Consider the following 21,978-nt stretch of genomic DNA (forward strand, 5'->3'; position numbering starts at 1 on the left):
CTGCGTGGCGTTGAACAACATGCGTTTCATTTTTTGCTCCGTGACCTTACGGTCATCTTTAATGCTGTCAAAGGGTGAATGACACCGATTGATGCAGCCTTGCTATTGGGATGTACGCGAGGACGGAGTGCTCAAGGAGGGAATTGCCTTAACGTGCGGCGAAAGGCGGTATTACCCGCTCTCGCCGCAACAGGGCGCGGACATGGTTGTGCCGCATGCCGTTTACGCGCTGACGCCGCGCCGAGCGTCTCGATAGCATCGAGCGCAGGGGCACGGCATCAAACGACTTGGCCAAGACGGGCCATGCTATGGGCCCGGCGGACATCGGCATACAAAATTCATCCACATCTACCAGCGAGCATGTCTTCATGACGGACACTGCTTGCCGGATTTATCCTTTTGATTCAAGCATTCTTTTCCATCATCCCTGCGCGTTGTCGATCACAACAACGCTGACCTTAACAACGGTGTAACGCAGACTCGCGCGAGGATGATGCGTACACATCTTTTCCATCGAATTTGCAAATTGGCGAGGCCGGTGGAGACGCCCCTGTGTAGAATGTGCTTTTTATTCTTACACCAGCAGCGTATTTGTAACTGCTGCGAAACAATTATATATTCAAAATGAAGGACTTAGCGAGAGTTTCTGGTAAGCGGGCTGAAACCCAAAGCGCCGACCAGCCGTCACAAGTCTCGCCTCAAGTCCAACTCATTACGATTTCCGACGAAGAGGCCGACCAGCGTATCGATAATTTTTTGTTACGCATCTGCAAAGGCGTGCCGAAAAGTCATATTTACCGCGTTTTGCGGTCCGGCGAGGTGCGCGTAAACAAGGGCCGAATTGACCAGACCTACCGGTTGCGTGAAGGCGACGTCGTGCGAGTGCCGCCAGTCCGCATGGCCGAAAAGCAGGCGAGCGGTGCACCTGGCAGCGAGTTCCATATATTGCTTGAAGACAACCATTTGCTGGTGATAGACAAGCCGGCGGGTGTTGCGGTGCATGGCGGATCGGGCGTCAGTTATGGCGTCATAGAGCAGTTGCGTGCGGCGCGGCCGCAGGCAAAATTTCTTGAACTGGTGCACCGCCTTGACCGCGACACCTCCGGCATTCTGATGCTGGCCAAGAAACGTTCTGCGCTCACCAACTTGCACGAGCAGATCCGTGAAGGCGAAATCGACAAGCGTTATTTCGCCTTGGTGCATGGAAACTGGCAACATGCCCGCCAGCATATCAAGTTGCCCTTATTCAAATACAACACGCCGGAGGGTGAGCGGCGGGTGAGGGTCCAGTCTGATGGCCTGCCGTCGCATACTATATTTACATTGGTACGCAAGTTCGGCGATTTTGCGCTCCTCGATGCCGAATTGAAGACCGGTCGCACCCACCAGATCCGTGTTCATCTCGCCTCCAGCGGCTTCCCGATCGTCGGGGACGACAAATATGGCGATTTCGGCTTGAATCGGGCGCTTCAGAAAGCCGACGGCAACCGAATCGCACTCAAGCGCATGTTCCTCCATGCCCGCCAGCTAACGTTTCTGCATCCTGAATCCGGCAAACCAGTCACGCTGTCGGCAAAACTTCCTCCCGAATGCGAGCATTTCCTTAAAAGCCTGGAAGCCACCATTGCGGTCACCTGAGCAAGACGCTAACTAACAATACCGACAATATAAATATGGCAAGAAAACGATTCGATCTGATTGTCTTTGACTGGGATGGCACGCTGATGGACAGCACGTCCACTATTGTCCGCTGCATTCAGGCGGCGGCAAAGGATCTGGGCCTCCCGATTCCGGACAACAAGGCGGCGTCTTACGTCATCGGCCTCGGACTGCAGGACGCAATGCAGGCGGCATTGCCCGATTTGGATCCCAAATACTATCCGCGGATGGTCGAGCGCTATCGTTATCACTATTTATCCAAGGATAAAGGGCTCGAGCTGTTCGATGGAGTACGGGAAATGCTCACTGATTTATCTCAGCAAGGCTATTTTCTTGCGGTCGCGACCGGCAAGAGCCGTGTCGGGCTGAACAGGGCGCTCGATGCCAGTCGGCTTCTTTCCCTGTTCGACGCAACCCGCTGTGCGGATGAAACTTTTTCCAAGCCCCATCCGGCCATGTTGCAGGAATTGACCAGGGAACTGGGCCAGGATCTGCAGCGTACGGTCATGATCGGCGACACGACGCATGACCTGCAAATGGCAATCAATGCCGGCGCGGCGGGAATCGCCGTGCATTACGGCGCGCATCCGTCGGAGGAGTTAAAAGTGTTGAATCCGATCTTTGCAGCCGATTCCGTCGCGCAATTGCATGCCTGGCTCGGCGAGAATGCATAATGACTGTTACTGCAATTCCTATATGCAGTTCGGAGTCCGTGGTTGAGGGCGGGAAGGGCGTCCGTTTCCCGGTCACGGCGGGCGGCGAAACAGGCAATGGTTTTGTCGTTCGATATGATGGCAGGGTGTACGGTTACCTCAATCGCTGCGCGCATGTACCGATCGAGCTTGACTGGAACGAGGGGGATTTCTTCGAGTCCAGCGGCTTGTATCTGATGTGTTCAACCCACGGGGCGATATATACGCCTGAAAACGGCCATTGTGTAGGCGGGCCGTGCCGCGGCGGGCGTTTGCGGCCTATCATGGTGGTTGAGCAGGACGGCCAGGTATTTTGGCAGCCGGATGATTACCTGACGCCGGCAAGTATTAACAGGGAAGAAAAGAGTCGATAACAATGAGCAACAACGGATTTGATGAAAACAGTGAAGCTGCGCGCAGCCAGTCTGATCCAGCCCAGCTCACGCAGCCGAAGACGGCTAGCGGTTGGGAGCGCAGCGTGCTGGAGCAATTGGCCTTTGCAACGCTGGCCGAGCAGCGTGCCCGGCGGCGCTGGGGAATTTTCTTTAAGCTGGCGACATTGGCAATTATCGTCACCGCGCTATGGATCGGGTCTGGCTACAACCCGGGCGAAAGCGATCCGGTAGGTGCCCATACGGCACTCATCGAAATTGATGGCACGATCGAATCCGGCACGGTGGGATCCGCCGACTCCGTTGTTCCGGCACTCAACAGAGCGTACTCGGACGTGAACGCCGTTGGCGTCATCCTGCGGATCAATAGCCCTGGCGGCAGTCCGGTACAGGCCGGCATCATCAATGACGAGATCGTCCGACTTCGCAAGGCCTATCCCAAAAAGCCACTCTATGTAGTGGTCGACGAGATTTGCGCGTCCGGCGGGTATTACATCGCAGTCGCCGCGGACAAGATATTTGTCAATAAAGCGAGCATTGTTGGATCCATCGGCGTGCTGATGGAAGGATTCGGGTTTACCGGCTTGATGGAGAAGGCAGGTGTGGAGCGTCGCCTGATGACGGCTGGCGAAAACAAGGGATTCATGGATCCGTTCAGCCCCCAGAGCGAAAAGCAGAAGACCTATGCCCAGGAAATGCTCGATGAAGTGCATCGTCAATTTATCGACGTTGTGCGGCAAGGTCGAGGGAAACGACTCAAGGAAACACCGGAAACCTTTTCGGGACTATTCTGGAGTGGTGCCAAGGCGGTCGAGATAGGGCTGGCCGATGGTTTCGGCACTGTTGATACGGTCGCCCGCGATGAGATCAAGGCGGAAGACATTGTCGACTATACGCAGCACGAGGGCTTGTCCGAGCGTCTGCTGAAAAAATTCGGCGGTGCGGTCGGTACCGCTGCGATGGCATCATTATGGAACTCTGCGAAACCATCGATGAAATAATTGCCTTCGCATAAGGACTTTAGAAAAATCGAATTTGTACTTGAAACCCGGTGGGTTCTTTTTATACTGCAGATGTCCGGCGGCAGAATCGATCCATGTACGTAAAACGATACCGTAGCAAGGAGAAATTTCTGAGTTGGTCAACTAAGCTACCGCATCATTGATGCGGCTACAAGAAGTCTCGGACTTCTTCATGAAGGCCTTTCGGGGCATGCAAAACGGCGGCTTTGACCGCCGTTTTGCACATCTGGAGTCTTTACTCCGCAAGCATCAGGAACACGGTGGGTTTTTTTTGAAAGTCTGGTGCTAATCCGTTTGCAAGGTCGCTCTTCCATTTGCCGGCGGTTTGCATGGTGATCGCTTCGGACGAAAGGCTCAGGTCCGTGGCAATGCAAATCAAGGTTGAAGTTTTGCAATTTTTGATAAGTGCTTCGAGGCAGGCGCCATTACGATAGGGCGTTTCAATAAAAATTTGCGTTTGCTTTTCCTGGCGGGAGCGCTCCTCAAGCATCTTGATTCGTTTCGCCCGCTCTGCCGCATCAATGGGCAAATAACCGTTGAAGGCAAAACTTTGGCCGTTCAGTCCGCTTGCCATGACAGCGAGCAGCAGCGAAGATGGGCCCACCAGCGGCCTGACGCGAATTTTATGTGCATGGGCCAACCGGACCAGATTTGCACCGGGATCGGCCACCGCTGGCACGCCTGCTTCGGAAATCAGTCCTCCATCCGCTCCGGCCAGAATTGGTGCCAGCAATTCCGGTAACTTGCCGGAGTCGGTATTCACGTTCAATTCCGAGATGCGGATTTCCTGCAACGGTCTGGCAAGCGGGCGATCGAGTGCAAGGATTTTCAGGAAAGCGCGGGTTGTCTTCGCGTTTTCAGCAATGAAGTACTCAAGCTTCGCAGCAATGGATCGAACGCTTTCCGGAATGATTTCGGCGAGCGGGTCGGTTTGAGTCGGATCGACTGGACCAAGCGTATTGGGAATGAGGTAAAGGATGCCTGGCATACAATGGCGAAAAACAAGTTATCTGAAAAACTGCACGCCCGCACGACGCAGCATGGAAGTCAATGCTATCAATGGAAGCCCTGTCAGCGCAGTTGGATCGGTGCTTTCGATCTTGTCGATGATTACAATCCCCAGCCCCTCGTTTTTCGCGCTCCCGGCGCAATCATATGGCTGCTCTATAGTGAGATAGGCGTCGAGTTCGCTGTCCGGCAGGTCCCTGAAAGTTACCAGTGTTTGTATATTCTCGGTCTGCACTTGATGCGCGGCCCCATCTCGCCCATCCCAAAGGCATAAGGCGGTATGAAAAATTACTTGGCGGCCGCGCATTTTTTGTAGTTGCTTTAATGCATTGCCATGTGATCCGGGCTTGCCGATTTGCTCGCCGTCCAATGTGGCAACCTGATCGGAGCCAATGACCAACGTCTGCGGCATCAGCCTCGCAACTGTCGCTGCCTTTTCACGCGCCAGCCGAAGTGCAGTAGCATGTGGTGCCTCGTCCGGCAGCGGCGTTTCATCGATTTGAGGCGACAGCACATCGAAAGGCAAATGCAGACGGGACAGCAATTCCTTGCGATATTGGGAGCTGGAAGCAAGAACAAGATGTATAGGAGCCGACGATGACATTGATTTATCGCTTCGTTATCCGGATTGGTAGTGAACGAAATTGCATTGACGAATGCATGCTAACACTTTGACGAATAAGGGAAAAGCCTGTTATTATCGCAGGTTTTCCGGATTCGGCTTGTCCTATGAATGCTTTTGTGATCGACGCTTTTGAGTTTTGCCGCGTCAAGGAGCGGCGGGACGGTGAAATCGAGTTGTCGAAGCTCCCGCGTCTAGCCGAGGAATCGGTCGACAAGGTTGGTGTGATTCGCTGGTCCTTGCAAGGCGGCAGTAACAGTCACGGGCATCCGAAATTGATACTTTCGATTAACGGTGCAGTCAGCCTGATCTGCCAACGGTGCCTTACGCCATTTGTGTTCGATATTGATTCGGAGTCGACTCTCGTGCTTGCTCGCGACGAGGCGAGCGCTGATGAATTGGATGCGCTTCTTGCCGACGAAGACGTAGAGGTGATTGTCGGGGAGGCGGAATTCAATGTTGCTGCGTTGATTGAGGACGAAGCTCTGTTGGCCATCCCGGTGTCACCGAAGCATGAGACTTGTCCGGCGGGATTGGTGCCCGAGTCTGTGATAAAGGAAGAAAAGGTATCGCCGTTTGCGGTCCTCAAAAATTTGAAGCAGTGATGTGACGCCACGCGCCTTGCGTTGCTGTAGTCATGTGAAGTAAAAATGTGCAGTATGGAATCTGGTTTTACGGCAAGTTCGTGAATCCGATATGTTAAAATCTCAAGTCTTTAGGTTTAGGAGCTATCATGGCCGTCCAACAAAACAAGAAATCCCCTTCCAAGCGTGGCATGCATCGTGCACACGATTTCCTGGTCGCTCCGCCACTGGCAGTTGAGCCGACAACCGGTGAAACCCATCTGCGTCACCACATCAGTCCGAACGGTTACTATCGTGGGCGCAAGGTGCTGAAGACCAAAAACGACGAGTAATCGTCAATCACTGTTCTAATCAAAAAACGGCGCGGCAGGTTTGACTTGGCGCCGTTTTTTCATATGCTGAGACAGTGTGTTTCGTCATTTTGAATCACGCCGGATCTGGCCCGCAAGATGGTTGGAACAAGGGTCTGAATCAAAACAATGACAATCAAAATATCCATTGACTGCATGGGTGGCGACCATGGCCCGGCGGTCACCATTCCCGCAGCCATATCGTTTGTCAATCACGAGCCTCGTGCCGAGTTGATATTGGTCGGCCTCGAAGAGGCGATTCGCGGGGAGCTGAAGAAGCACAAGGCGATTGATCATTCCAGGCTTTCCATCGTTAACGCGACGGAAGTCGTCACCATGGATGATCCGCTCGAAGTTGCGCTGCGCCGCAAAAAAGATTCGTCCATGCGAATCGCGATCAATTTGGTCAAGGACGGGCAGGCTCAGGCATGTGTCTCGGCGGGTAATACTGGCGCCCTGATGGCTGTGTCACGTTACCTACTGAAAACAATTCCCGGTGTCGACCGTCCGGCAATCTGCACGCTGATCCCCAATCAGAAGGACGCGCCGACATACATGCTTGACCTCGGAGCGAATGTCGATTGCGAGGCCCAGCATTTGCATCAATTTGCATTGATGGGATCGGCACTCGTTTCCGCGCTCGACGGCAAGGCCAAGCCAACGGTTGGACTGCTCAATGTCGGTGCGGAAGACATCAAGGGAAACGACGTCGTCAAGCAAACTGCCGAATTGCTGCGCATCGACCATGCAAAGGGCTTGATCAATTTCTACGGCAATGTTGAGGGCAACGATATCTTCGAAGGTACGACCGACATCGTCATTTGCGACGGATTCGTCGGCAATATCGTCCTCAAGGCTTCCGAGGGCCTAGGCCGCTTCGTCAAGAAAGCGCTGACTGCGGAATTCAAAAGCAACCCGCTCAACATGCTGGGTGCGCTGATCGCCGGCGGCGCAATCAAAGCCTTTTCCAAGCGAATGAATCCATCGCGCTACAATGGCGCCAGCTTGCTGGGGTTGCGCGGCCTGGTTTTCAAAAGTCATGGTGGAGAGAATGCTTACGGCTATGAGTGGGCCATCAAGCGCGCCTTTGACGCCGCGGACCACGACCTTATTTCGCGCATTTCCAAGACGTTCGCTGAACTGATGCCGCACAGTGAAGGAGCTTCCACTCCTGAAAGTCCGGCCACAGTAGAGGAACTCACACAACAAAAGACGGCATGACTCTCTATAGCAAAATCATCGGCACGGGAAGTTTTCTACCTCCCAAGCGAGTGACCAATCAGGAACTGGCTTTGCAGCTAGCCGAAAAGGGTATCGAGACATCTGACGAATGGATCGTTTCGCGCAGTGGGATTTCTGCTCGGCATTATGCGGAACCCAATGTACAGTCAAGCGATCTGGCCGTTGCCGCCTCGAAGCAGGCAATCAATATGGCCGGCTTGCAGACGAATGACATCGACCTGATCATCCTTGCGACGTCCACGCCTGACTATTTCGGCGGCTTCCCCAGCACTGCCTGCGTGGTGCAACGTAAGTTGGGCATCACAAACGGATGCGCCGCGGTCGACGTGCAGGCGGTGTGCAGCGGCTTTGTCTATGCCGTCTCAGTAGCGGACAGCTTCATCAAATCCGGCGCACACAAGAATGCGCTTGTAATCGGCGCCGAAGTTTTTTCCCGTATTCTTAATTTCGAAGATCGTACGACCTGTGTGCTGTTCGGCGACGGCGCAGGCGCGGTCGTGCTTTCCGCCGCCGATAAGCCGGGTGTACTGGCGACCAGATTGCACGCAGATGGCAGCCATGCCGATATTCTTTGCGTGCCTGGCAGCGTCAGTCGAGGCGTGGTGGAAGGCAGCGCATTCCTGTACATGGATGGACAAGCAGTTTTCAAACTGGCGGTATCGGTTCTCGACAAGGTGGCACATGAGGCGCTGGAAGCCGCCGGCATGAATGCCTCGCAGCTTGATTGGCTCATACCGCACCAAGCCAATATCCGCATCATGCAAAGCACCGCCAAGAAGCTTGGACTGCCACTTGAAAAGATGGTCGTAACCGTTGATCAGCACGGGAATACCTCGGCCGCTTCGATTCCGCTTGCTCTTGACAAGGCGGTGCGGGATGGCCGTATCAAGCCCGGCCACAACGTCATGATGGAAGGCGTCGGCGGGGGCTTTACCTGGGGTGCGGTTCTCGCACAAATGTAACTTTCTGATCAAACGCATGAGTACATTCGCATTTGTCTTTCCCGGACAGGGTTCGCAAGCCATCGGTATGTTGAATGGCTTCGCCGATAACCATGTCGTCCAGCAAACCGTTGCCGAAGCATCGGAAGCATTGCAATTCGACCTCGCCAAATTGATCGCTGAAGGGCCCAAGGAAGAGCTGGACCTCACGACCAACACACAGCCTGTCATGCTGACTGCTGCAGTAGCTATCTATAGAGCGTGGCTCGCTGCCGGCGGCGCGAAGCCCTCGATTGTCGCAGGACATAGCTTGGGCGAATATGCGGCGCTCGTGGCATCGGGCGTCATCGCTTTCAATGATGCCGTGCCGCTGGTCAGGTTCCGCGCACGGGCAATGCAGGAAGCAGTACCGGTTGGGCAAGGCGGCATGGCCGCCATCCTGGGACTATCGGACGAGGATGTGAAAGCTGCATGTGCAGAAGGTGGACAAGGCGAGGTGGTCGAGGCGGTCAATTTCAATGCGCCAGCGCAAGTCGTGATCGCCGGCCACAAGTCGGCAGTAGAGCGTGCTTGCGAGGCAGCAAAAGCCAAGGGCGCCAAACGCGCGTTGCCGCTCCCGGTGTCCGCGCCGTTTCACTCCTCGCTTCTGCGGCCGGCATCGGATCGCCTGCGCGATTACATGGCAAATATGGATTTTGCTTCTCCGGCTATTCCCGTTATCAACAATGTCGACGTCACTGTGATCGAGGATGTCGCTGCGATCAAAGACGCACTTGTGCGCCAGGCGGCCAGCCCGGTTCGCTGGGTCGAAACAATCCAGAAAATGGCGGCAGGCGGAGTGACTCATATCATCGAGTGCGGCCCTGGAAAGGTACTCGCCGGTTTGACTAAGCGCATTGACGCGAACCTGTCTGGTGACGCGATTGTGGATCAGGCTTCGCTGGAAAAGATCCTGGAGGTCCTGAAATGAATCTGAACAACCAAGTGGCTCTGGTAACCGGCGCATCACGGGGCATCGGGCGTGCCATTGCGCAGGAACTGGCAAAGCAGGGGGCAAAGGTAATCGGCACCGCAACATCTGAATCGGGCGCAGCCGGGATATCTGCATACCTGAAGGAAATTCACCCGGATTCCGGTAAAGGATTGGTGCTGAACGTCAACGACGGCAATGCCTGCGCCCAGACAGTCGAATCGATTCAGAAGGAGTTTGGTTCGCTGTCGATTCTCGTCAACAATGCCGGCATCACACAGGATCAGCTTGCGATGCGCATGAAGGATGAGGAATGGGATGCTGTCATCTCTACGAATCTGACTGCCGTCGCGCGACTGTCCCGCGCCGTACTGCGTGGCATGATGAAAGCCAAGCACGGACGAATCATCAACATCACCTCGGTGGTGGGTTCGGCCGGCAATGCAGGGCAGATGAACTATGCGGCGGCAAAAGCGGGCGTTGCAGGCATGAGCCGCGCACTTGCCCGTGAGATTGGAAGTCGTAACATCACCGTCAATTGCGTCGCCCCGGGTTTTATCGATACCGACATGACCAGGGAGCTGGGAGAACAGCAATCTGCTGCATTGATGCAGCAGATTCCGCTGGGTCGCTTCGGGCTGCCTGAAGATATTGCTGCCGCGGTTGCCTTCCTGGCGTCACCGCAGGCAGCGTACATTACGGGCACGACACTGCATGTCAACGGCGGCATGTACATGAGCTAGTCGTTCACTGGACACTTTCAGCTGAAGTTGGGGATTAATGAAAACAGAAGCTGAAAGTGAATTTTCATTGCGCAAACCTGATAAAATGCGCGCACTTTCTGTCACCCATTGGAGGGATAATATGTCCGATATCGAACAACGCGTTAAGAAAATCGTCGCTGAGCAACTTGGCGTCGCAGAAGCAGACATCAAGAATGAGTCGTCGTTCGTCGATGATCTCGGTGCAGATTCGCTGGACACGGTCGAGCTCGTAATGGCACTCGAAGATGAATTCGAAATGGAAATCCCGGACGAGCAAGCAGAAAAAATCACTACTGTGCAGCAGGCGATCGACTACGCCAAGGCGCACGTCAAGGCCTAATTTGTTTTTGACTGACTTCAGGAGAACCGCTTGAGCCGCGCACGTGAACGCCGTGTCGTAATCACCGGCCTCGGTTGCATTTCGCCTATCGGCAATACGATTGCCGATGCATGGACAGCTCTTATCGCAGGCAGGTCCGGCATTGCGACCATCACCAAATTCGACGCTACGCCATTCTCCACCCGTTTCGCCGGGGAGGTAAAAGGCTTCAATATCGAGGACTACATTCCTGGTAAGGAAGCGCGCCATATGGATACATTCATCCATTACGGCATGGCGGCCGGGATTCAGGCAATTCAGGACAGCGGCCTGGTGGTAACCGAGGAGAATGCCGAGCGGATCGGCGTAATCGTTGGATCAGGCATCGGCGGTTTGCCGATGATCGAAGAGACCCATGCCGAGCTGACGAATCGAGGCCCTCGCCGTATCAGCCCATTCTTCGTTCCTGCGTCGATCATCAACATGATCTCCGGGCATCTTTCGATCAAATACGGTTTTAAAGGGCCAAATATCGCCATCGTGACCGCATGTACGACAGGATTGCACTGCATCGGTGCAGCTGCCCGTATGATCGAGTATGGTGATGCGGATGTTATTGTGGCGGGTGGCGCGGAATCGACTGTCTCTCCGTTAGGCGTCGGTGGCTTCGCAGCGGCTCGCGCACTGTCCGCTCGCAACGACGATCCACAGACCGCGTCCCGTCCCTGGGACAAGGATCGCGACGGATTCGTGCTTGGAGAAGGAGCGGGCGTCATGGTCGTGGAAGAGTATGAGCACGCCAAGGCGCGCGGTGCGAAAATCTACGCGGAAGTTCTCGGATTCGGCATGAGTGCGGATGCATATCATATGACCGCTCCGGTGGAAGACGGCGATGGTGCACGACGTTGCATGGTCGCTGCCATGAAGAATGCTCAAGTCAATCCGGAGCAGGTGAATTATGTCAATGCGCACGGTACATCCACGCCACTCGGCGACATCGCGGAAACCGTGGCAATCAAGCGTGCGCTTGGCGACCACGCCAAGAACATCGTCGTCAATTCCACCAAATCCATGACTGGCCACCTTCTTGGCGGTGCAGGCGGATTGGAATCGGTGTTCACTGTTCTCGCTCTGCACCATCAGGTTTCACCGCCGACCATCAACATCTTCAATCAGGATCCGGCATGCGATCTTGATTATTGTGCGAACACCGCACGTGAGATGCCGATCAATATCGCCGTGAAGAATTCATTCGGATTCGGCGGCACGAACGGCACGCTCGTGTTCGGTAAAGTCTGATTGGCCCTGGACCTCTTCCTGATACGGAAGAGGTCTGGTATCAATTTCAATTCATCCTATGTCCATCGCTACGTCGGTCACTATAAGGCCGTCTCGTCTGTTATTGGCGATGGTAGGAGGCATGTGTGGCATGACCGTGGTCATTGCATGCCTGCTTCTCTCTTCCCGCTTCGGCGATCTGCCTCCCGCTTCTCGATACGCGGTTGGGGTTTTCGTTTTTTTTCTCGCATTTTTTGGGTTTTATCATACTGTTTGGAACCGAAAAGTTCTACAACTTAATATCTCGGGCACAGGACAGGTGCGGCTCTCGAAAGTAACTGATTCGACCCCCTCTTGTCGTGAACAGAATTGGCCGCATGTAAAAGATCACGGTCTGCAGGTTAGCCTGCAAAAGAACTCTACGCTTTGGTCTCATTTGCTGCTACTTCATTTGAGGTCCGATGATGGGATGACTACAGTATTACCGGTCTTGCCCGACAGCGTTTCGCGGGACGGCTTTAGGGCTTTATCGGTTGCATGTCGATGGATTGCAGTGCAGAAAAATTCATCGTTGCTATAAAAAATCTGATTTATGTTCAGCAAGATTGAACTTCTTATATTTCTTCCAGTCAACTAGCAAGCCGCGCATATGTTGCACCGAAACAAGGGAATGGGGATTGACGACAGAACGCGATATTGATCAACTGCTTGTCGAGCGTGTCCAGCGTGGCGATAAAAAAGCGTTTGAGCTATTGGTGACCAAGTACCAACGGAAACTGATGCGGCTCGTTTCGCGGCTCGTGCGCGACCAGGCCGAAGCGGAGGACGTGGTGCAGGAAGCCTTTATCAAGGCGTACCGCGCATTGCCGCAATTCCGTGGAGATTCTGCGTTTTATACCTGGTTATATCGGATCGGGATTAACACCGCGAAGAATTACTTGGTAACGCAGGGCAGGCGCGCGCCAACCTCCACCGAAGCGGACGCGGAGGAAGCAGAAACTTTTGATGACGGCGATTACCTAAGAGATATCAACACGCCCGAGTCAATGCTGGCGACCAAGCAGATTGCGGAGACGGTGAATGTGGCAATGGACGCGCTTCCTGACGAGCTGAGAGTTGCAATAACATTGCGCGAAATCGAGGGCTTGAGCTACGATGAAATCGCCGAAGCCATGGGATGTCCAATAGGTACGGTTCGGAGCCGTATATTCCGAGCCAGGGAAGCGATTGCGGAAAAACTGAGACCGCTTCTTGGGACTGCGATAGACAAACGCTGGTAGCGGTAAAAACAGGTGATAAAGAACATATTTTGACGAAAACCCAGGGATTCGCCCGGCTTGCACGAGGTAGTGATGAATACGAAAGAAATGACCCAGGAACAAATTTCAGCCCTCGTTGACGGCGAATTGTGCGAGCAGAATATCGATCTCGCGTTGGCCGCATTGCGCCAACCCCGAGGGCGGGAGGCTTGGGAAGCCTACCATCAGATCGGCGATGTGTTGCGTTCCGACGACATGGCAGTGGAACTCAGTCCCGGATTCGCTGCACGCATGGCTGCCCGGCTCGAGGCCGAGCCTACCGTCGTCGCACCATTCAATACCAGCAAGTCCGCCTCGTCGCCGATGCTCGGCGTGATTCAGCCGCGTGCGGCTGCAAATGATGCGCCGGTCCAAAAACCATTCATGAAGAATTGGGCGGTTCCCGGTATGGCGGCCGCAGCTGCAGTTGCGTCGGTCATGTTTGTCGCATCGCCGCAGTTACTGGTGGTAAACAAGGGCGAGGCAGCTTCCGCAATGCAGATCGCCGGCTCCGGCAAGGCGCAATCTGCCTTGCCGTCCCAATCTGGTGTCATCGTCGCCGAAGGGCCTGAAGGGGTCGTGCTGCGCGATCCGCAAATCGACGACTACCTGATGGCGCATCAACGCTTTTCTCCTTCCGTGTACAGCTCCGCTCAATATGCTCGATCGGCCACATTTCCAACTGCTTCCACTAAATAATTTGTATGCGGCAAACACTCGGCTTTTTTAAGTTTGTCGTTGCTCTGTCCACATTCTTTGCGTTTGCCGCCTTTGCGGAAAATGCAGATTCGCTGGCCGACAAGCGGGATGCGCAATACTGGCTCAAGAAGATTCAATCGTCGGCGCAAAAACTGGATTACTCAGGTGCGTTCGTTTACCAGCAGGGTAACCAGATTCGTACGTCACGGATTACCCATTTGCTGGATGGGAAGAACGAGGTAGAAAAGCTGGAAATCCTCGACGGCAAACCCCGGGAATATATTCGTACCAATGACGAAGTGATTTGCTATGTACCCGAAGCAAAGACTTTGCTGATCGAAAAGCGGGTGACGCATGATGTTTTCCCAGCGATCCTGGCGACAAATCCTTCCGAGCTGACACAGTTTTATAACGTTCGAATGGATGAGGCTGGCAGAGTCGCCGGCCATGATTGCCAAGCGATTGTGCTCGAGCCGAAAGATGGTTTTCGATATGGTTATAAGCTATGGGCCGAAAAGTCGACGGGCTTGCTGTTGAGGGCGCAAACCCTTAACGAAAAAAGTGAAGTGGTCGAGCAAATTTCGTTCACTCAGATCGCGATCGGGAACATCGATAAAAACAAGGTAAAGCCGAGCTTCAGGAACACCAGCGGCTGGCGGGTTGAAAATACACTGATGAGCCAGGCCAGCTTGTCTGGCTGGACGGTCAAATCCGTCCCGCCAGGCTTCAAGAAGATTCGTGAAGTAAAAAGGATGGTGTCGGATGGTGCTGTTGCCAATGCAGTCGGCGCGGCAAGTACGCAGCGGGAAGTATCACAGATGGTATTTTCGGACGGTCTCGCAGCGATTTCAGTATTTGTGGAGCCGGGCACGCATAGCCGAACGGAAGGTTCGATGCAGCAGGGCGCAATGAATATTGTAGGCAAGCGCCATGGCGATTTTTGGCTTACCATCGTGGGAGAAGTACCTGCGCCTGCGATCAGGCAGGTCGCGAATTCGATTGAGTTCAAAACCAAATAAAATAAGTACAACCGGCCTACAACCTGGATGTTATGAAAACAATATTCTTTCGCAAAAGCACGGCTGCAGCCGTGCTTTTTAGTGCTGTCAGCGCCTTTTTTGTGCCTTCCTTGGTTGGGATCGGCAATGTATCAGCCGCTTCGGTCACCAGCCTTCCCGATTTTGCGGATCTGGTTGAAAAAACCGGTGGCGCAGTGGTTAATATCCGGACGACCGAGCGCTTGAAGCAAGGTCAGCCCGGCATGCCGGGTACCGAAGACGAGGAAATGCAGGAATTCTTCCGTCGTTTCTTCGGTGTGCCCGTGCCGCCGCGTCCTCAGCAGCCTGATCGTCCGCCGCGCGGGCGCTCGCCCGGCACGCCTCAGCCCGAGGAAGAGTCGCCCCGCGGCGTCGGGTCCGGCTTCATCATTTCCGGCGACGGTTTTGTTCTGACCAATGCCCATGTGGTTGAGGGAGCCGATGAGGTGTACGTCACTCTCACCGACAAGCGCGAGTTCAAAGCAAAGATCATCGGTGTCGACAAGCGGACGGACGTGGCGGTCGTCAAGATAGATGGCAACAATCTTCCCCATCTCGCCGTAGGTGATCCAAGCAAACTTCGTGTCGGGGAATGGGTAATTGCAATTGGTTCGCCCTTCGGGCTCGACAACACGGTGACTGCAGGGATCATTTCTGCCAAGGCGCGGGACACCGGCGATTACCTGCCTCTCATTCAAACCGACGTGGCGGTCAATCCGGGGAATTCGGGCGGACCGCTCATCAACATGCGCGGCGAAGTCATTGGTATCAATTCCCAGATCTACAGCCGTTCAGGCGGTTACATGGGTATTTCGTTCGCGGTGCCAATTGACGAGGCCGTGCGGGTGGCCGATCAATTGCGTGTGTCCGGGCGAGTGACGCGAGGACGTATCGGCGTCCAGATTGGTGAAGTGACGAAGGAAGTCGCAGAGTCGCTCGGGCTGGCGCGTGCGCAGGGCGCACTTGTTCAGCGCGTCGAACCAGGCAGTCCGGCGGAGAAGGGCGGGCTTGAAGCCGGCGATATCATTCTCCGGTTCAACGGCACGAATATTGAAAAATCGAGCGACTTGCCGCGGCTGGTTGGCGCAACGAAGCCTGGAACACGATCCACGCTGACATTGTGGCGCAAGGGGGCCAACCGTGACGTGACGTTGACTGTTGCCGAGCTGGAGCCGGAAAAGACAGCCAAGGCGGAGGAAAAGGCCGTCAAGCCGCCTCAGCCCGCTAATTCGCTGGGCCTGGTCGTGAGCAACCTGTCGGAGGCGCAAAAGAAGGAACTAAGGCTCGATAGCGGCGTTCTGGTTGATAAGGTTGAAGGCACGGCTGCCCGTGCAGGGCTGCGACCCGGCGATATCATCCTGCGTATCAACAATACCGACATTAAGGATGCACAACAATTTAGCACTGTGGTGTCGAAGCTTGATCCGAAGAAATCGAGCGTTTTGCTGGTGCGCCGCGGGGAAGCTTCTCAGTTCGTGCCTATTCGCCCAGTTACGCAATAAGGTAGGTTAGCTGCACTGGTATGGTGCAAACGGGGCCGCAAGCCGGATGCTTGCGGCCTTTTTCACTTGAGTCACAAGTTTGGTTGCTGCCATGATCTCTCCTGTTCCCCGCTTCATTCTTTATTCACGCAGCTATTGCCATCTTTGTGATGACATGCTGGAGGCGCTACAGTCTTTAAGCGGTGAATACGCGTTCACAGTAGAGGTAATCGATGTCGACGCCGATGAAGCACTGGTAGCGCAGTATGATGAACTGGTGCCTGTACTTCTTGGCGATAAGGACGGGCATGGCGCTGTTTTGCTATGCAACTATTTCCTCGACGAGATGAAAGTCAGGAGCTTCCTGTCTCCCGAATCGAAGTCGAGCTGATACGTTGATAATGATGATTTGACGCGAACCGGCACATTTCCCTAGGCGTTCGCAATGCCACTTGCCTCGATTTGCTCGGTTTTCCCGTTTGGAATCCGGTAAAATGCCGGCTATCGAACAACCTTTTGTCACAAGGCGCTCGCTTGGGGTGATAACCCCCCGCTTAGAGCGCCTTTTTTGTAATTGCATCTTAGTGAATGAATAACATTCGTAATTTTTCGATCATTGCCCATATTGACCACGGCAAATCGACGCTCGCCGACCGCATCATCCAGATCTGTGGTGGACTGACTGACCGAGAGATGGAAGCGCAGGTTCTCGATTCGATGGACTTGGAGCGGGAACGCGGCATCACGATCAAGGCGCAAACTGCCGCTCTGTCCTATAAAGCGCGGGACGGGCAGATCTACAACCTGAATCTGATCGACACTCCCGGACACGTGGATTTCAGCTACGAAGTCAGCCGCTCCCTGTCCGCATGTGAAGGTGCGCTGCTGGTCGTCGATGCATCGCAGGGGGTGGAAGCGCAAACCGTGGCGAACTGCTACACGGCGCTTGATCTCGATGTCGAGGTGGTCCCGGTACTGAACAAGATCGACCTGCCGTCAGCTGATCCTGAGAACGCCATCAGCGAAATCGAGGATGTCATCGGCATCGATGCGACCGATGCGGTGCGTTGCTCCGCGAAGACCGGTCTGGGCGTCGAAGACGTGCTGGAATCGCTGATCACGAAAGTGCCGCCGCCGGAAGGCGATCCCGATGCGCCGCTGCAGGCGTTGATTGTCGACTCCTGGTTCGATAACTACGTCGGCGTCGTCATGCTGGTGCGGATCGTCAACGGCACATTACGACCCAAAGACAAGATATTGCTGATGGCGACCGGCGCGCAGTATCTGACCGAAAGCATTGGCGTATTCACGCCGAAATCACAGGCAAGAGAAACATTGTCCGCCGGACAGGTGGGCTTCATCATTGCCGGCATCAAGGAACTCAAGGCTGCCAAGGTGGGCGATACCGTCACGCTCGCTTCAAAGAAGGCTGCCGAACCACTGCCCGGATTCAAAGAGGTTCAGCCGCAGGTTTTTGCAGGGCTGTTTCCCGTCGAGGCCAACCAGTACGATGCATTGCGGGATTCGCTCGAAAAGCTGAAGCTGAACGACGCCGCATTGCAGTATGAGCCGGAGGTGTCGCAAGCGCTTGGGTTTGGCTTCCGCTGCGGGTTTCTCGGCCTGTTGCACATGGAAATTGTGCAGGAGCGGTTGGAACGTGAATTCGACATGGACCTCATTACCACCGCGCCGACAGTGATTTACGAAGTCGTCCTGCGGGATGGAACGGTAATTTCGGTCGACAACCCGTCCAAGATGCCTGATCCGTCAAAAATCGAGGAAGTCCGCGAGCCGATCGTCACTGTCAATCTGTACATGCCGCAGGAGTACGTGGGTTCCGTCATCACGCTTTGCACGCAGAAGCGCGGTGTGCAGACCAACATGAGCTATCACGGCAAGCAGGTCATGCTGACCTATGAAATGCCCATGGCGGAAATCGTGCTGGATTTCTTCGACAAGCTGAAATCCACATCACGTGGCTATGCGTCGATGGATTACGAGTTCAAGGAAAATCGGGCGGCTGACGTCGTCAAGGTCGACATGCTGATCAACTCCGACAAGGTCGATGCGCTGGCTATCATCGTGCACCGGTCCAATAGCCAGTTCCGCGGGCGCGCGGTCGCCGCGAAAATGCGGGAGCTGATTCCTCGGCAGATGTATGACGTCGCGATACAGGCGGCGATCGGGTCCAATATCATCGCCCGCGAAAACGTCAAGGCGCTGCGCAAGAACGTGCTGGCCAAGTGCTATGGCGGCGATATCAGCCGCAAGCGGAAGCTGCTTGAAAAGCAGAAGGCGGGTAAGAAAAGGATGAAACAGGTTGGATCGGTCGAAGTACCGCAGGAAGCATTTCTCGCAATTTTACAAGTGGACGATAAATGAGTTTGCAATCGATTCTTGGCAATTTTGCATTAATCCTGTTTGTGTTGACCGTCGTAACGGGGGTAATCTGGTTTCTCGATGTGTTCTATCTGGCCCGGCAGCGCAGGGTGAGGGCGGATGCCGCGCTGGCAGGTTTCGATGCCCGCCAGGCGAAGCTGAGAGCCGACGGTATCAAGGCCGACGACAGCGGCAGGGCTGCATTGGAAGCGGACATGCTTCGCCAGCCGACCTGGATCGAGTATTCCGGCAGCTTCTTTCCAGTGATTGCGCTCGTATTTTTCCTGCGATCCTTTCTTTACGAGCCATTCAAGATTCCGTCCAGTTCCATGGTGCCGACCCTGGCAGTTGGCGATCTCATTCTCGTTAACAAGTACACCTATGGCATACGCCTGCCGGTTATCAATAAAAAAATTATTGAGGTGAATCAGCCACAACGTGGCGATGTTATGGTCTTCAAGTATCCGAAAGATACGTCACTTGATTACATTAAACGTGTAGTCGGCGTACCCGGTGATAAAATAGTGTACAAAAACAAGCGTTTAACGATCAATGGTAAAGAGATTTCTTACGAAGCTCTACCGGATCATCTGGATGAAGAGCGTTTAACGTACTTCAAGCAGTACCTGGAACATATAGGCAATACACCACATAAAATTGTCATAGATGAAAGATCGCCGGCTTATGTGGCGAATCCGGATGCGTTCCCGAATCGGGAATTGTGCACGTATAACCTCGAGGGTTTTGCATGTGCGGTGCCTGCTGGACATTACTTCATGATGGGTGATAATCGTGATAACAGTCTGGACAGCCGCTACTGGGGTTTCGTACCGGACGAGTACATTGTCGGAAAAGCATTTTTTATCTGGATGAATTTAAGTAATCCAAGCCGTATTGGTGGTTTTGAATAAAAAATCAAGGGGGAGCGCAATCATGGAACTACGTTCGGAAATCAGAACCAGACAAAGTGGAATATCTTTTTTTGGATTCCTTTTTGTCATTGTCATTGTTGCGCTTGCCGCCATCTTGGGAATGAAGGTTGTGCCGACCGTGGTTGAATACGCGGCCATTAAAAAAGCGATCCAGACTGCGAAAGCGTCCGGAACCACTCCGCGGGAAATCCAGGGGGCATTCGAGAAACAGCGGGACACTGCTTATATCGAATCGGTCACCAGCAAGGATCTGGAAATCGTCAAGTCGAACGACGGTCTGGATGTCAACGTTGCTTATCAGAAAAAAATTGAGTTGTTCGGGCCCGTCAGTCTCACAATCGACTATGAAGCGACGACAGCTAAGGGGCAGAAACGAACGGCAGCAGTGCAATAGGCCAATTTAAGGTGCTATGGACCTGATGTTATTGCAAGATCGGCTAGGCCACACGTTCAGGGATGCCGCTCTACTGCAGCAAGCCCTGACGCATCGCAGCCATAGCAGTCTGCATAATGAAAGGCTGGAGTTTCTTGGGGATTCGATCCTCAACTGCGTTGTTGCATCACTGTTGTTCGATCGGTACAACAAGATTGATGAAGGCGACTTGTCACGCTTGCGAGCCAATCTCGTCAAGCAGCAGTCGCTCTATGAAATTGCCCAGCGGCTCGAGCTTTCCCAGTTTTTGCGCCTGGGTGAAGGCGAGTTGAAATCCGGCGGGTTTCGGCGTCCTTCAATACTGGCCGATACCCTGGAAGCGCTGTTCGGCGCAATTTTCCTGGACGCGGGGTTCGATTCCGCCCGTGATGTCATCCGGGCACTCTATATTCCTATACTTGATACTGTTGATCCGAAGACACTGGGAAAGGATGCAAAGACGTTGCTCCAGGAATATCTCCAGGGCAAAAAGATTGCACTTCCCCAATACAACGTCGTTGCGACGCATGGTGCTGCACACAATCAGGAATTTGAAATCGAATGCCTCGTGCCTAAGCTGGATATCCAGGTATTCGGCACTGGCGGCAGCCGGCGGGCCGGCGAGCAGGCGGCAGCGAAGCTTGCATTGGAGGCGGTACAAAACGCCTTGGTAAAAACCGCCGCTGCTCGTAAAACCCGGCCACGTGCGTCACAACTCAAACTCGCCGGCATTGCCACGATCCAGCCGGATGCGCCGGTCGAGGCAGAGCCAAAAAAAGCATCAAAGTCCGCAAGATCCGAAGCCAAGGCAGACGCTAAAAGCGAAGCAAAAGCTGAAGCGAAGCACGGCAGTGCCCGTGAATCCAAACACGAGGCCAATGCAAGCGCCGATCCGGAAGCGAATTCCGATATTGATTCGAATACCGACATCGACGCGCAGATCCCGATTCCTGACGAGTCCAACACCCCGCTAGCGACCTCTCAACCAAAAACCGCATGACAGACTCTGCTGCTCGCCCGGACTTCCGGTGCGGCTATATTGCTATCGTGGGACGGCCTAACGTAGGCAAATCCACGCTGATGAATGCCTTGATCGGCGCCAAGGTGAGCATTACGTCGCGCAAGGCGCAGACGACCCGCCACCGTATCACCGGTATTCAAACCAAGGATGACGCACAGTTCATCTATATCGACACGCCCGGTTTCCAGACACGTCATTCGAATCCTCTCAACAAGACACTCAATCGCACGGTCACGACGACATTGACCGGCGTCGATGTGATTCTGTTCATTGTTGAGGCGGGTACGTTCGGTCCTGCCGACAAGCAGGTGATAAACCTTCTTCCCGCCGACATTCCGTGCATCCTGGTCATCAATAAATCCGACCGTATCAAGGACAGGGCGGTGATGATGCCTTTCGCCCAACAGGTGGCTGCGGAACGTGACTTCACAGCTATCGTGCCCGTGTCTGCAAAGCAGAACTTCCAGCTCGATGTACTGGAAGACGAAATCAAGAAATACCTGCCGGTCGAGCAGCCGGTATTCGGCGAAGATGACATCACCGACCGAAGCGAAAAATTCCTCGCATCGGAAATCGTCCGCGAAAAGGTATTCCGTTTCGTCGGTGAAGAATTGCCGTACACCAGCACCGTGGTCATCGAAAAGTTCGAGCAGGAAGGAAACCTGCGCCGCGTCTTCGCCGCGATACTGGTGGAGCGTGACAGCCACAAGGCGATGGTCATTGGACAGAAAGGCGCAAAGCTGAAGGAGATCTCCACGCAGTCTCGCCTGGATATGGAAAAGCTGTTCGGCGGCCCGGTGTACCTCGAAATCTGGGTCAAGGTGAAATCCGGTTGGGCGGACAACGAATCCCGGCTGCGTGCCTACGGCTACGAAT

At 54.3% G+C, this 21,978-nt stretch carries 25 protein-coding genes; 23 read left to right on the forward strand and 2 right to left on the reverse strand.

Going from position 1 to position 21,978, the window contains the following annotated elements; all coding sequences use genetic code 11:
* Nucleotides 1-624 precede the first annotated feature (624 nt).
* The 4 genes from VGU61_RS17295 to VGU61_RS17310 are packed head-to-tail and all read left to right on the forward strand — an operon-like array spanning nt 625 to nt 3,744.
* Complete coding sequence (locus VGU61_RS17295) at nt 625-1,638, forward strand: RluA family pseudouridine synthase (RefSeq protein ID WP_326860453.1); 1,014 nt, start codon at nt 625-627, stop codon at nt 1,636-1,638.
* A 35-nt stretch (nt 1,639-1,673) separates the two neighbouring features.
* A complete protein-coding gene (locus VGU61_RS17300) occupies nt 1,674-2,333 on the forward strand; it encodes an HAD-IA family hydrolase (protein ID WP_326860454.1) in 660 nt (219 codons plus the stop codon).
* Nucleotides 2,333-2,725: a Rieske (2Fe-2S) protein gene (locus tag VGU61_RS17305; RefSeq protein ID WP_326860455.1), complete on the forward strand. Its 393-nt coding sequence runs from the start codon at nt 2,333-2,335 to the stop codon at nt 2,723-2,725. Before VGU61_RS17300 ends, VGU61_RS17305 begins: the two co-directional genes overlap by 1 nt.
* A gap of 2 nt (nt 2,726-2,727) precedes the next feature.
* Entirely contained in the window at nt 2,728-3,744 is a 1,017-nt protein-coding gene (locus VGU61_RS17310; protein WP_326860456.1) for a S49 family peptidase, read from the forward strand.
* Nucleotides 3,745-4,000: 256 nt separating this feature from the next.
* On the opposite strand, the gene VGU61_RS17315 is transcribed toward VGU61_RS17310, so the two are convergent.
* Together VGU61_RS17315 and VGU61_RS17320 are read right to left on the reverse strand one after the other, a co-directional pair.
* Nucleotides 4,001-4,753, reverse strand: coding sequence for an SAM-dependent methyltransferase (locus VGU61_RS17315; RefSeq protein ID WP_326860457.1), 753 nt, complete (start codon nt 4,751-4,753; stop codon nt 4,001-4,003).
* An 18-nt stretch (nt 4,754-4,771) separates the two neighbouring features.
* A complete protein-coding gene (locus VGU61_RS17320) occupies nt 4,772-5,377 on the reverse strand; it encodes a Maf-like protein (protein WP_326860458.1) in 606 nt (201 codons plus the stop codon).
* A 125-nt stretch (nt 5,378-5,502) separates the two neighbouring features.
* Here VGU61_RS17320 and VGU61_RS17325 point away from each other — a divergent pair, with 125 nt between their 5' ends.
* From VGU61_RS17325 to era, 19 genes are all read left to right on the forward strand, one after another.
* Complete coding sequence (locus tag VGU61_RS17325) at nt 5,503-6,000, forward strand: YceD family protein (protein WP_326860459.1); 498 nt, start codon at nt 5,503-5,505, stop codon at nt 5,998-6,000.
* Nucleotides 6,001-6,128: 128 nt separating this feature from the next.
* Nucleotides 6,129-6,311, forward strand: coding sequence for a 50S ribosomal protein L32 (gene rpmF / locus VGU61_RS17330; protein ID WP_089399413.1), 183 nt, complete (start codon nt 6,129-6,131; stop codon nt 6,309-6,311).
* A gap of 147 nt (nt 6,312-6,458) precedes the next feature.
* Entirely contained in the window at nt 6,459-7,550 is a 1,092-nt protein-coding gene (gene plsX, locus VGU61_RS17335; RefSeq protein WP_326860460.1) for a phosphate acyltransferase PlsX, read from the forward strand.
* A complete protein-coding gene (locus tag VGU61_RS17340; protein ID WP_326860461.1) occupies nt 7,547-8,533 on the forward strand; it encodes a beta-ketoacyl-ACP synthase III in 987 nt (328 codons plus the stop codon). Before plsX ends, VGU61_RS17340 begins: the two co-directional genes overlap by 4 nt.
* Nucleotides 8,534-8,549: 16 nt before the next feature.
* Nucleotides 8,550-9,482 (forward strand): ACP S-malonyltransferase, encoded by a 933-nt coding sequence (fabD, locus tag VGU61_RS17345; RefSeq protein ID WP_326860462.1) that lies wholly within the window; start codon nt 8,550-8,552, stop codon nt 9,480-9,482.
* Nucleotides 9,479-10,225, forward strand: coding sequence for a 3-oxoacyl-ACP reductase FabG (gene fabG / locus VGU61_RS17350; RefSeq protein WP_326860463.1), 747 nt, complete (start codon nt 9,479-9,481; stop codon nt 10,223-10,225). Before fabD ends, fabG begins: the two co-directional genes overlap by 4 nt.
* A 121-nt stretch (nt 10,226-10,346) precedes the next feature.
* Nucleotides 10,347-10,586 carry an acyl carrier protein gene (gene acpP / locus VGU61_RS17355; RefSeq protein WP_040041346.1) on the forward strand — a complete coding sequence of 80 codons (240 nt, stop codon included), beginning with the start codon at nt 10,347-10,349 and terminating at the stop codon, nt 10,584-10,586.
* 30 nt (nt 10,587-10,616) lie between these two features.
* Nucleotides 10,617-11,864 (forward strand): beta-ketoacyl-ACP synthase II, encoded by a 1,248-nt coding sequence (gene fabF, locus VGU61_RS17360; RefSeq protein WP_326860464.1) that lies wholly within the window; start codon nt 10,617-10,619, stop codon nt 11,862-11,864.
* A gap of 58 nt (nt 11,865-11,922) precedes the next feature.
* Complete coding sequence (locus VGU61_RS22680; protein ID WP_414691656.1) at nt 11,923-12,423, forward strand: protein YgfX; 501 nt, start codon at nt 11,923-11,925, stop codon at nt 12,421-12,423.
* Nucleotides 12,424-12,520: 97 nt separating this feature from the next.
* Nucleotides 12,521-13,123: an RNA polymerase sigma factor RpoE gene (gene rpoE / locus VGU61_RS17365; RefSeq protein WP_326860465.1), complete on the forward strand. Its 603-nt coding sequence runs from the start codon at nt 12,521-12,523 to the stop codon at nt 13,121-13,123.
* A gap of 72 nt (nt 13,124-13,195) precedes the next feature.
* On the forward strand, nt 13,196-13,840 hold the full coding sequence (locus VGU61_RS17370; RefSeq protein ID WP_326860466.1) for a sigma-E factor negative regulatory protein: 645 nt from the start codon (nt 13,196-13,198) through the stop codon (nt 13,838-13,840).
* Nucleotides 13,841-13,845: 5 nt separating this feature from the next.
* On the forward strand, nt 13,846-14,859 hold the full coding sequence (locus tag VGU61_RS17375; RefSeq protein WP_326860467.1) for a MucB/RseB C-terminal domain-containing protein: 1,014 nt from the start codon (nt 13,846-13,848) through the stop codon (nt 14,857-14,859).
* Between the two features lie 32 nt (nt 14,860-14,891).
* Nucleotides 14,892-16,379, forward strand: a complete 1,488-nt coding sequence (locus VGU61_RS17380) for a DegQ family serine endoprotease (RefSeq protein ID WP_326860468.1) — start codon at nt 14,892-14,894, stop codon at nt 16,377-16,379.
* A gap of 91 nt (nt 16,380-16,470) precedes the next feature.
* On the forward strand, nt 16,471-16,749 hold the full coding sequence (locus VGU61_RS17385) for a glutaredoxin family protein (protein WP_326860469.1): 279 nt from the start codon (nt 16,471-16,473) through the stop codon (nt 16,747-16,749).
* Between the two features lie 197 nt (nt 16,750-16,946).
* Nucleotides 16,947-18,740: a translation elongation factor 4 gene (gene lepA / locus VGU61_RS17390; RefSeq protein WP_326860470.1), complete on the forward strand. Its 1,794-nt coding sequence runs from the start codon at nt 16,947-16,949 to the stop codon at nt 18,738-18,740.
* A complete protein-coding gene (lepB, locus tag VGU61_RS17395) occupies nt 18,737-19,648 on the forward strand; it encodes a signal peptidase I (protein WP_326860471.1) in 912 nt (303 codons plus the stop codon). The genes lepA and lepB overlap by 4 nt, the downstream gene beginning before the upstream one ends.
* A 22-nt stretch (nt 19,649-19,670) precedes the next feature.
* A complete protein-coding gene (locus VGU61_RS17400; protein WP_326860472.1) occupies nt 19,671-20,063 on the forward strand; it encodes a DUF4845 domain-containing protein in 393 nt (130 codons plus the stop codon).
* A 16-nt stretch (nt 20,064-20,079) separates the two neighbouring features.
* Nucleotides 20,080-21,081 (forward strand): ribonuclease III, encoded by a 1,002-nt coding sequence (gene rnc, locus VGU61_RS17405; protein ID WP_326860473.1) that lies wholly within the window; start codon nt 20,080-20,082, stop codon nt 21,079-21,081.
* Nucleotides 21,078-21,978 (forward strand): GTPase Era (gene era / locus VGU61_RS17410; RefSeq protein WP_326860474.1); only part of this gene is annotated, 901 nt, incomplete at its 3' end. The genes rnc and era, both read left to right, overlap by 4 nt.

It is taken from the genome of Noviherbaspirillum sp., assembly GCF_035944575.1.
In the GTDB taxonomy this organism is placed as follows: Bacteria; Pseudomonadota; Gammaproteobacteria; order Burkholderiales; family Burkholderiaceae_D; genus Noviherbaspirillum.

Excerpts from the sequence above, each read along its gene's own strand:
- VGU61_RS17295 (WP_326860453.1), top strand. The coding sequence starts at position 625 with ATGAAGGACTTAGCGAGAGTTTCTGGTAAGCGGGCTGAAACCCAAAGC.
- VGU61_RS17300 (WP_326860454.1), top strand. The coding sequence starts at position 1,674 with ATGGCAAGAAAACGATTCGATCTGATTGTCTTTGACTGGGATGGCACG.
- VGU61_RS17305 (WP_326860455.1), top strand. The coding sequence starts at position 2,333 with ATGACTGTTACTGCAATTCCTATATGCAGTTCGGAGTCCGTGGTTGAG.
- VGU61_RS17310 (WP_326860456.1), top strand. The coding sequence starts at position 2,728 with ATGAGCAACAACGGATTTGATGAAAACAGTGAAGCTGCGCGCAGCCAG.
- VGU61_RS17315 (WP_326860457.1), bottom strand. The coding sequence starts at position 4,753 with ATGCCAGGCATCCTTTACCTCATTCCCAATACGCTTGGTCCAGTCGAT.
- VGU61_RS17320 (WP_326860458.1), bottom strand. The coding sequence starts at position 5,377 with ATGTCATCGTCGGCTCCTATACATCTTGTTCTTGCTTCCAGCTCCCAA.
- VGU61_RS17325 (WP_326860459.1), top strand. The coding sequence starts at position 5,503 with ATGAATGCTTTTGTGATCGACGCTTTTGAGTTTTGCCGCGTCAAGGAG.
- rpmF (WP_089399413.1), top strand. The coding sequence starts at position 6,129 with ATGGCCGTCCAACAAAACAAGAAATCCCCTTCCAAGCGTGGCATGCAT.
- plsX (WP_326860460.1), top strand. The coding sequence starts at position 6,459 with ATGACAATCAAAATATCCATTGACTGCATGGGTGGCGACCATGGCCCG.
- VGU61_RS17340 (WP_326860461.1), top strand. The coding sequence starts at position 7,547 with ATGACTCTCTATAGCAAAATCATCGGCACGGGAAGTTTTCTACCTCCC.
- fabD (WP_326860462.1), top strand. The coding sequence starts at position 8,550 with ATGAGTACATTCGCATTTGTCTTTCCCGGACAGGGTTCGCAAGCCATC.
- fabG (WP_326860463.1), top strand. The coding sequence starts at position 9,479 with ATGAATCTGAACAACCAAGTGGCTCTGGTAACCGGCGCATCACGGGGC.
- acpP (WP_040041346.1), top strand. The coding sequence starts at position 10,347 with ATGTCCGATATCGAACAACGCGTTAAGAAAATCGTCGCTGAGCAACTT.
- VGU61_RS22680 (WP_414691656.1), top strand. The coding sequence starts at position 11,923 with ATGTCCATCGCTACGTCGGTCACTATAAGGCCGTCTCGTCTGTTATTG.
- VGU61_RS17370 (WP_326860466.1), top strand. The coding sequence starts at position 13,196 with ATGAATACGAAAGAAATGACCCAGGAACAAATTTCAGCCCTCGTTGAC.
- VGU61_RS17375 (WP_326860467.1), top strand. The coding sequence starts at position 13,846 with ATGCGGCAAACACTCGGCTTTTTTAAGTTTGTCGTTGCTCTGTCCACA.
- VGU61_RS17380 (WP_326860468.1), top strand. The coding sequence starts at position 14,892 with ATGAAAACAATATTCTTTCGCAAAAGCACGGCTGCAGCCGTGCTTTTT.
- VGU61_RS17385 (WP_326860469.1), top strand. The coding sequence starts at position 16,471 with ATGATCTCTCCTGTTCCCCGCTTCATTCTTTATTCACGCAGCTATTGC.
- lepA (WP_326860470.1), top strand. The coding sequence starts at position 16,947 with ATGAATAACATTCGTAATTTTTCGATCATTGCCCATATTGACCACGGC.
- lepB (WP_326860471.1), top strand. The coding sequence starts at position 18,737 with ATGAGTTTGCAATCGATTCTTGGCAATTTTGCATTAATCCTGTTTGTG.
- VGU61_RS17400 (WP_326860472.1), top strand. The coding sequence starts at position 19,671 with ATGGAACTACGTTCGGAAATCAGAACCAGACAAAGTGGAATATCTTTT.
- rnc (WP_326860473.1), top strand. The coding sequence starts at position 20,080 with ATGGACCTGATGTTATTGCAAGATCGGCTAGGCCACACGTTCAGGGAT.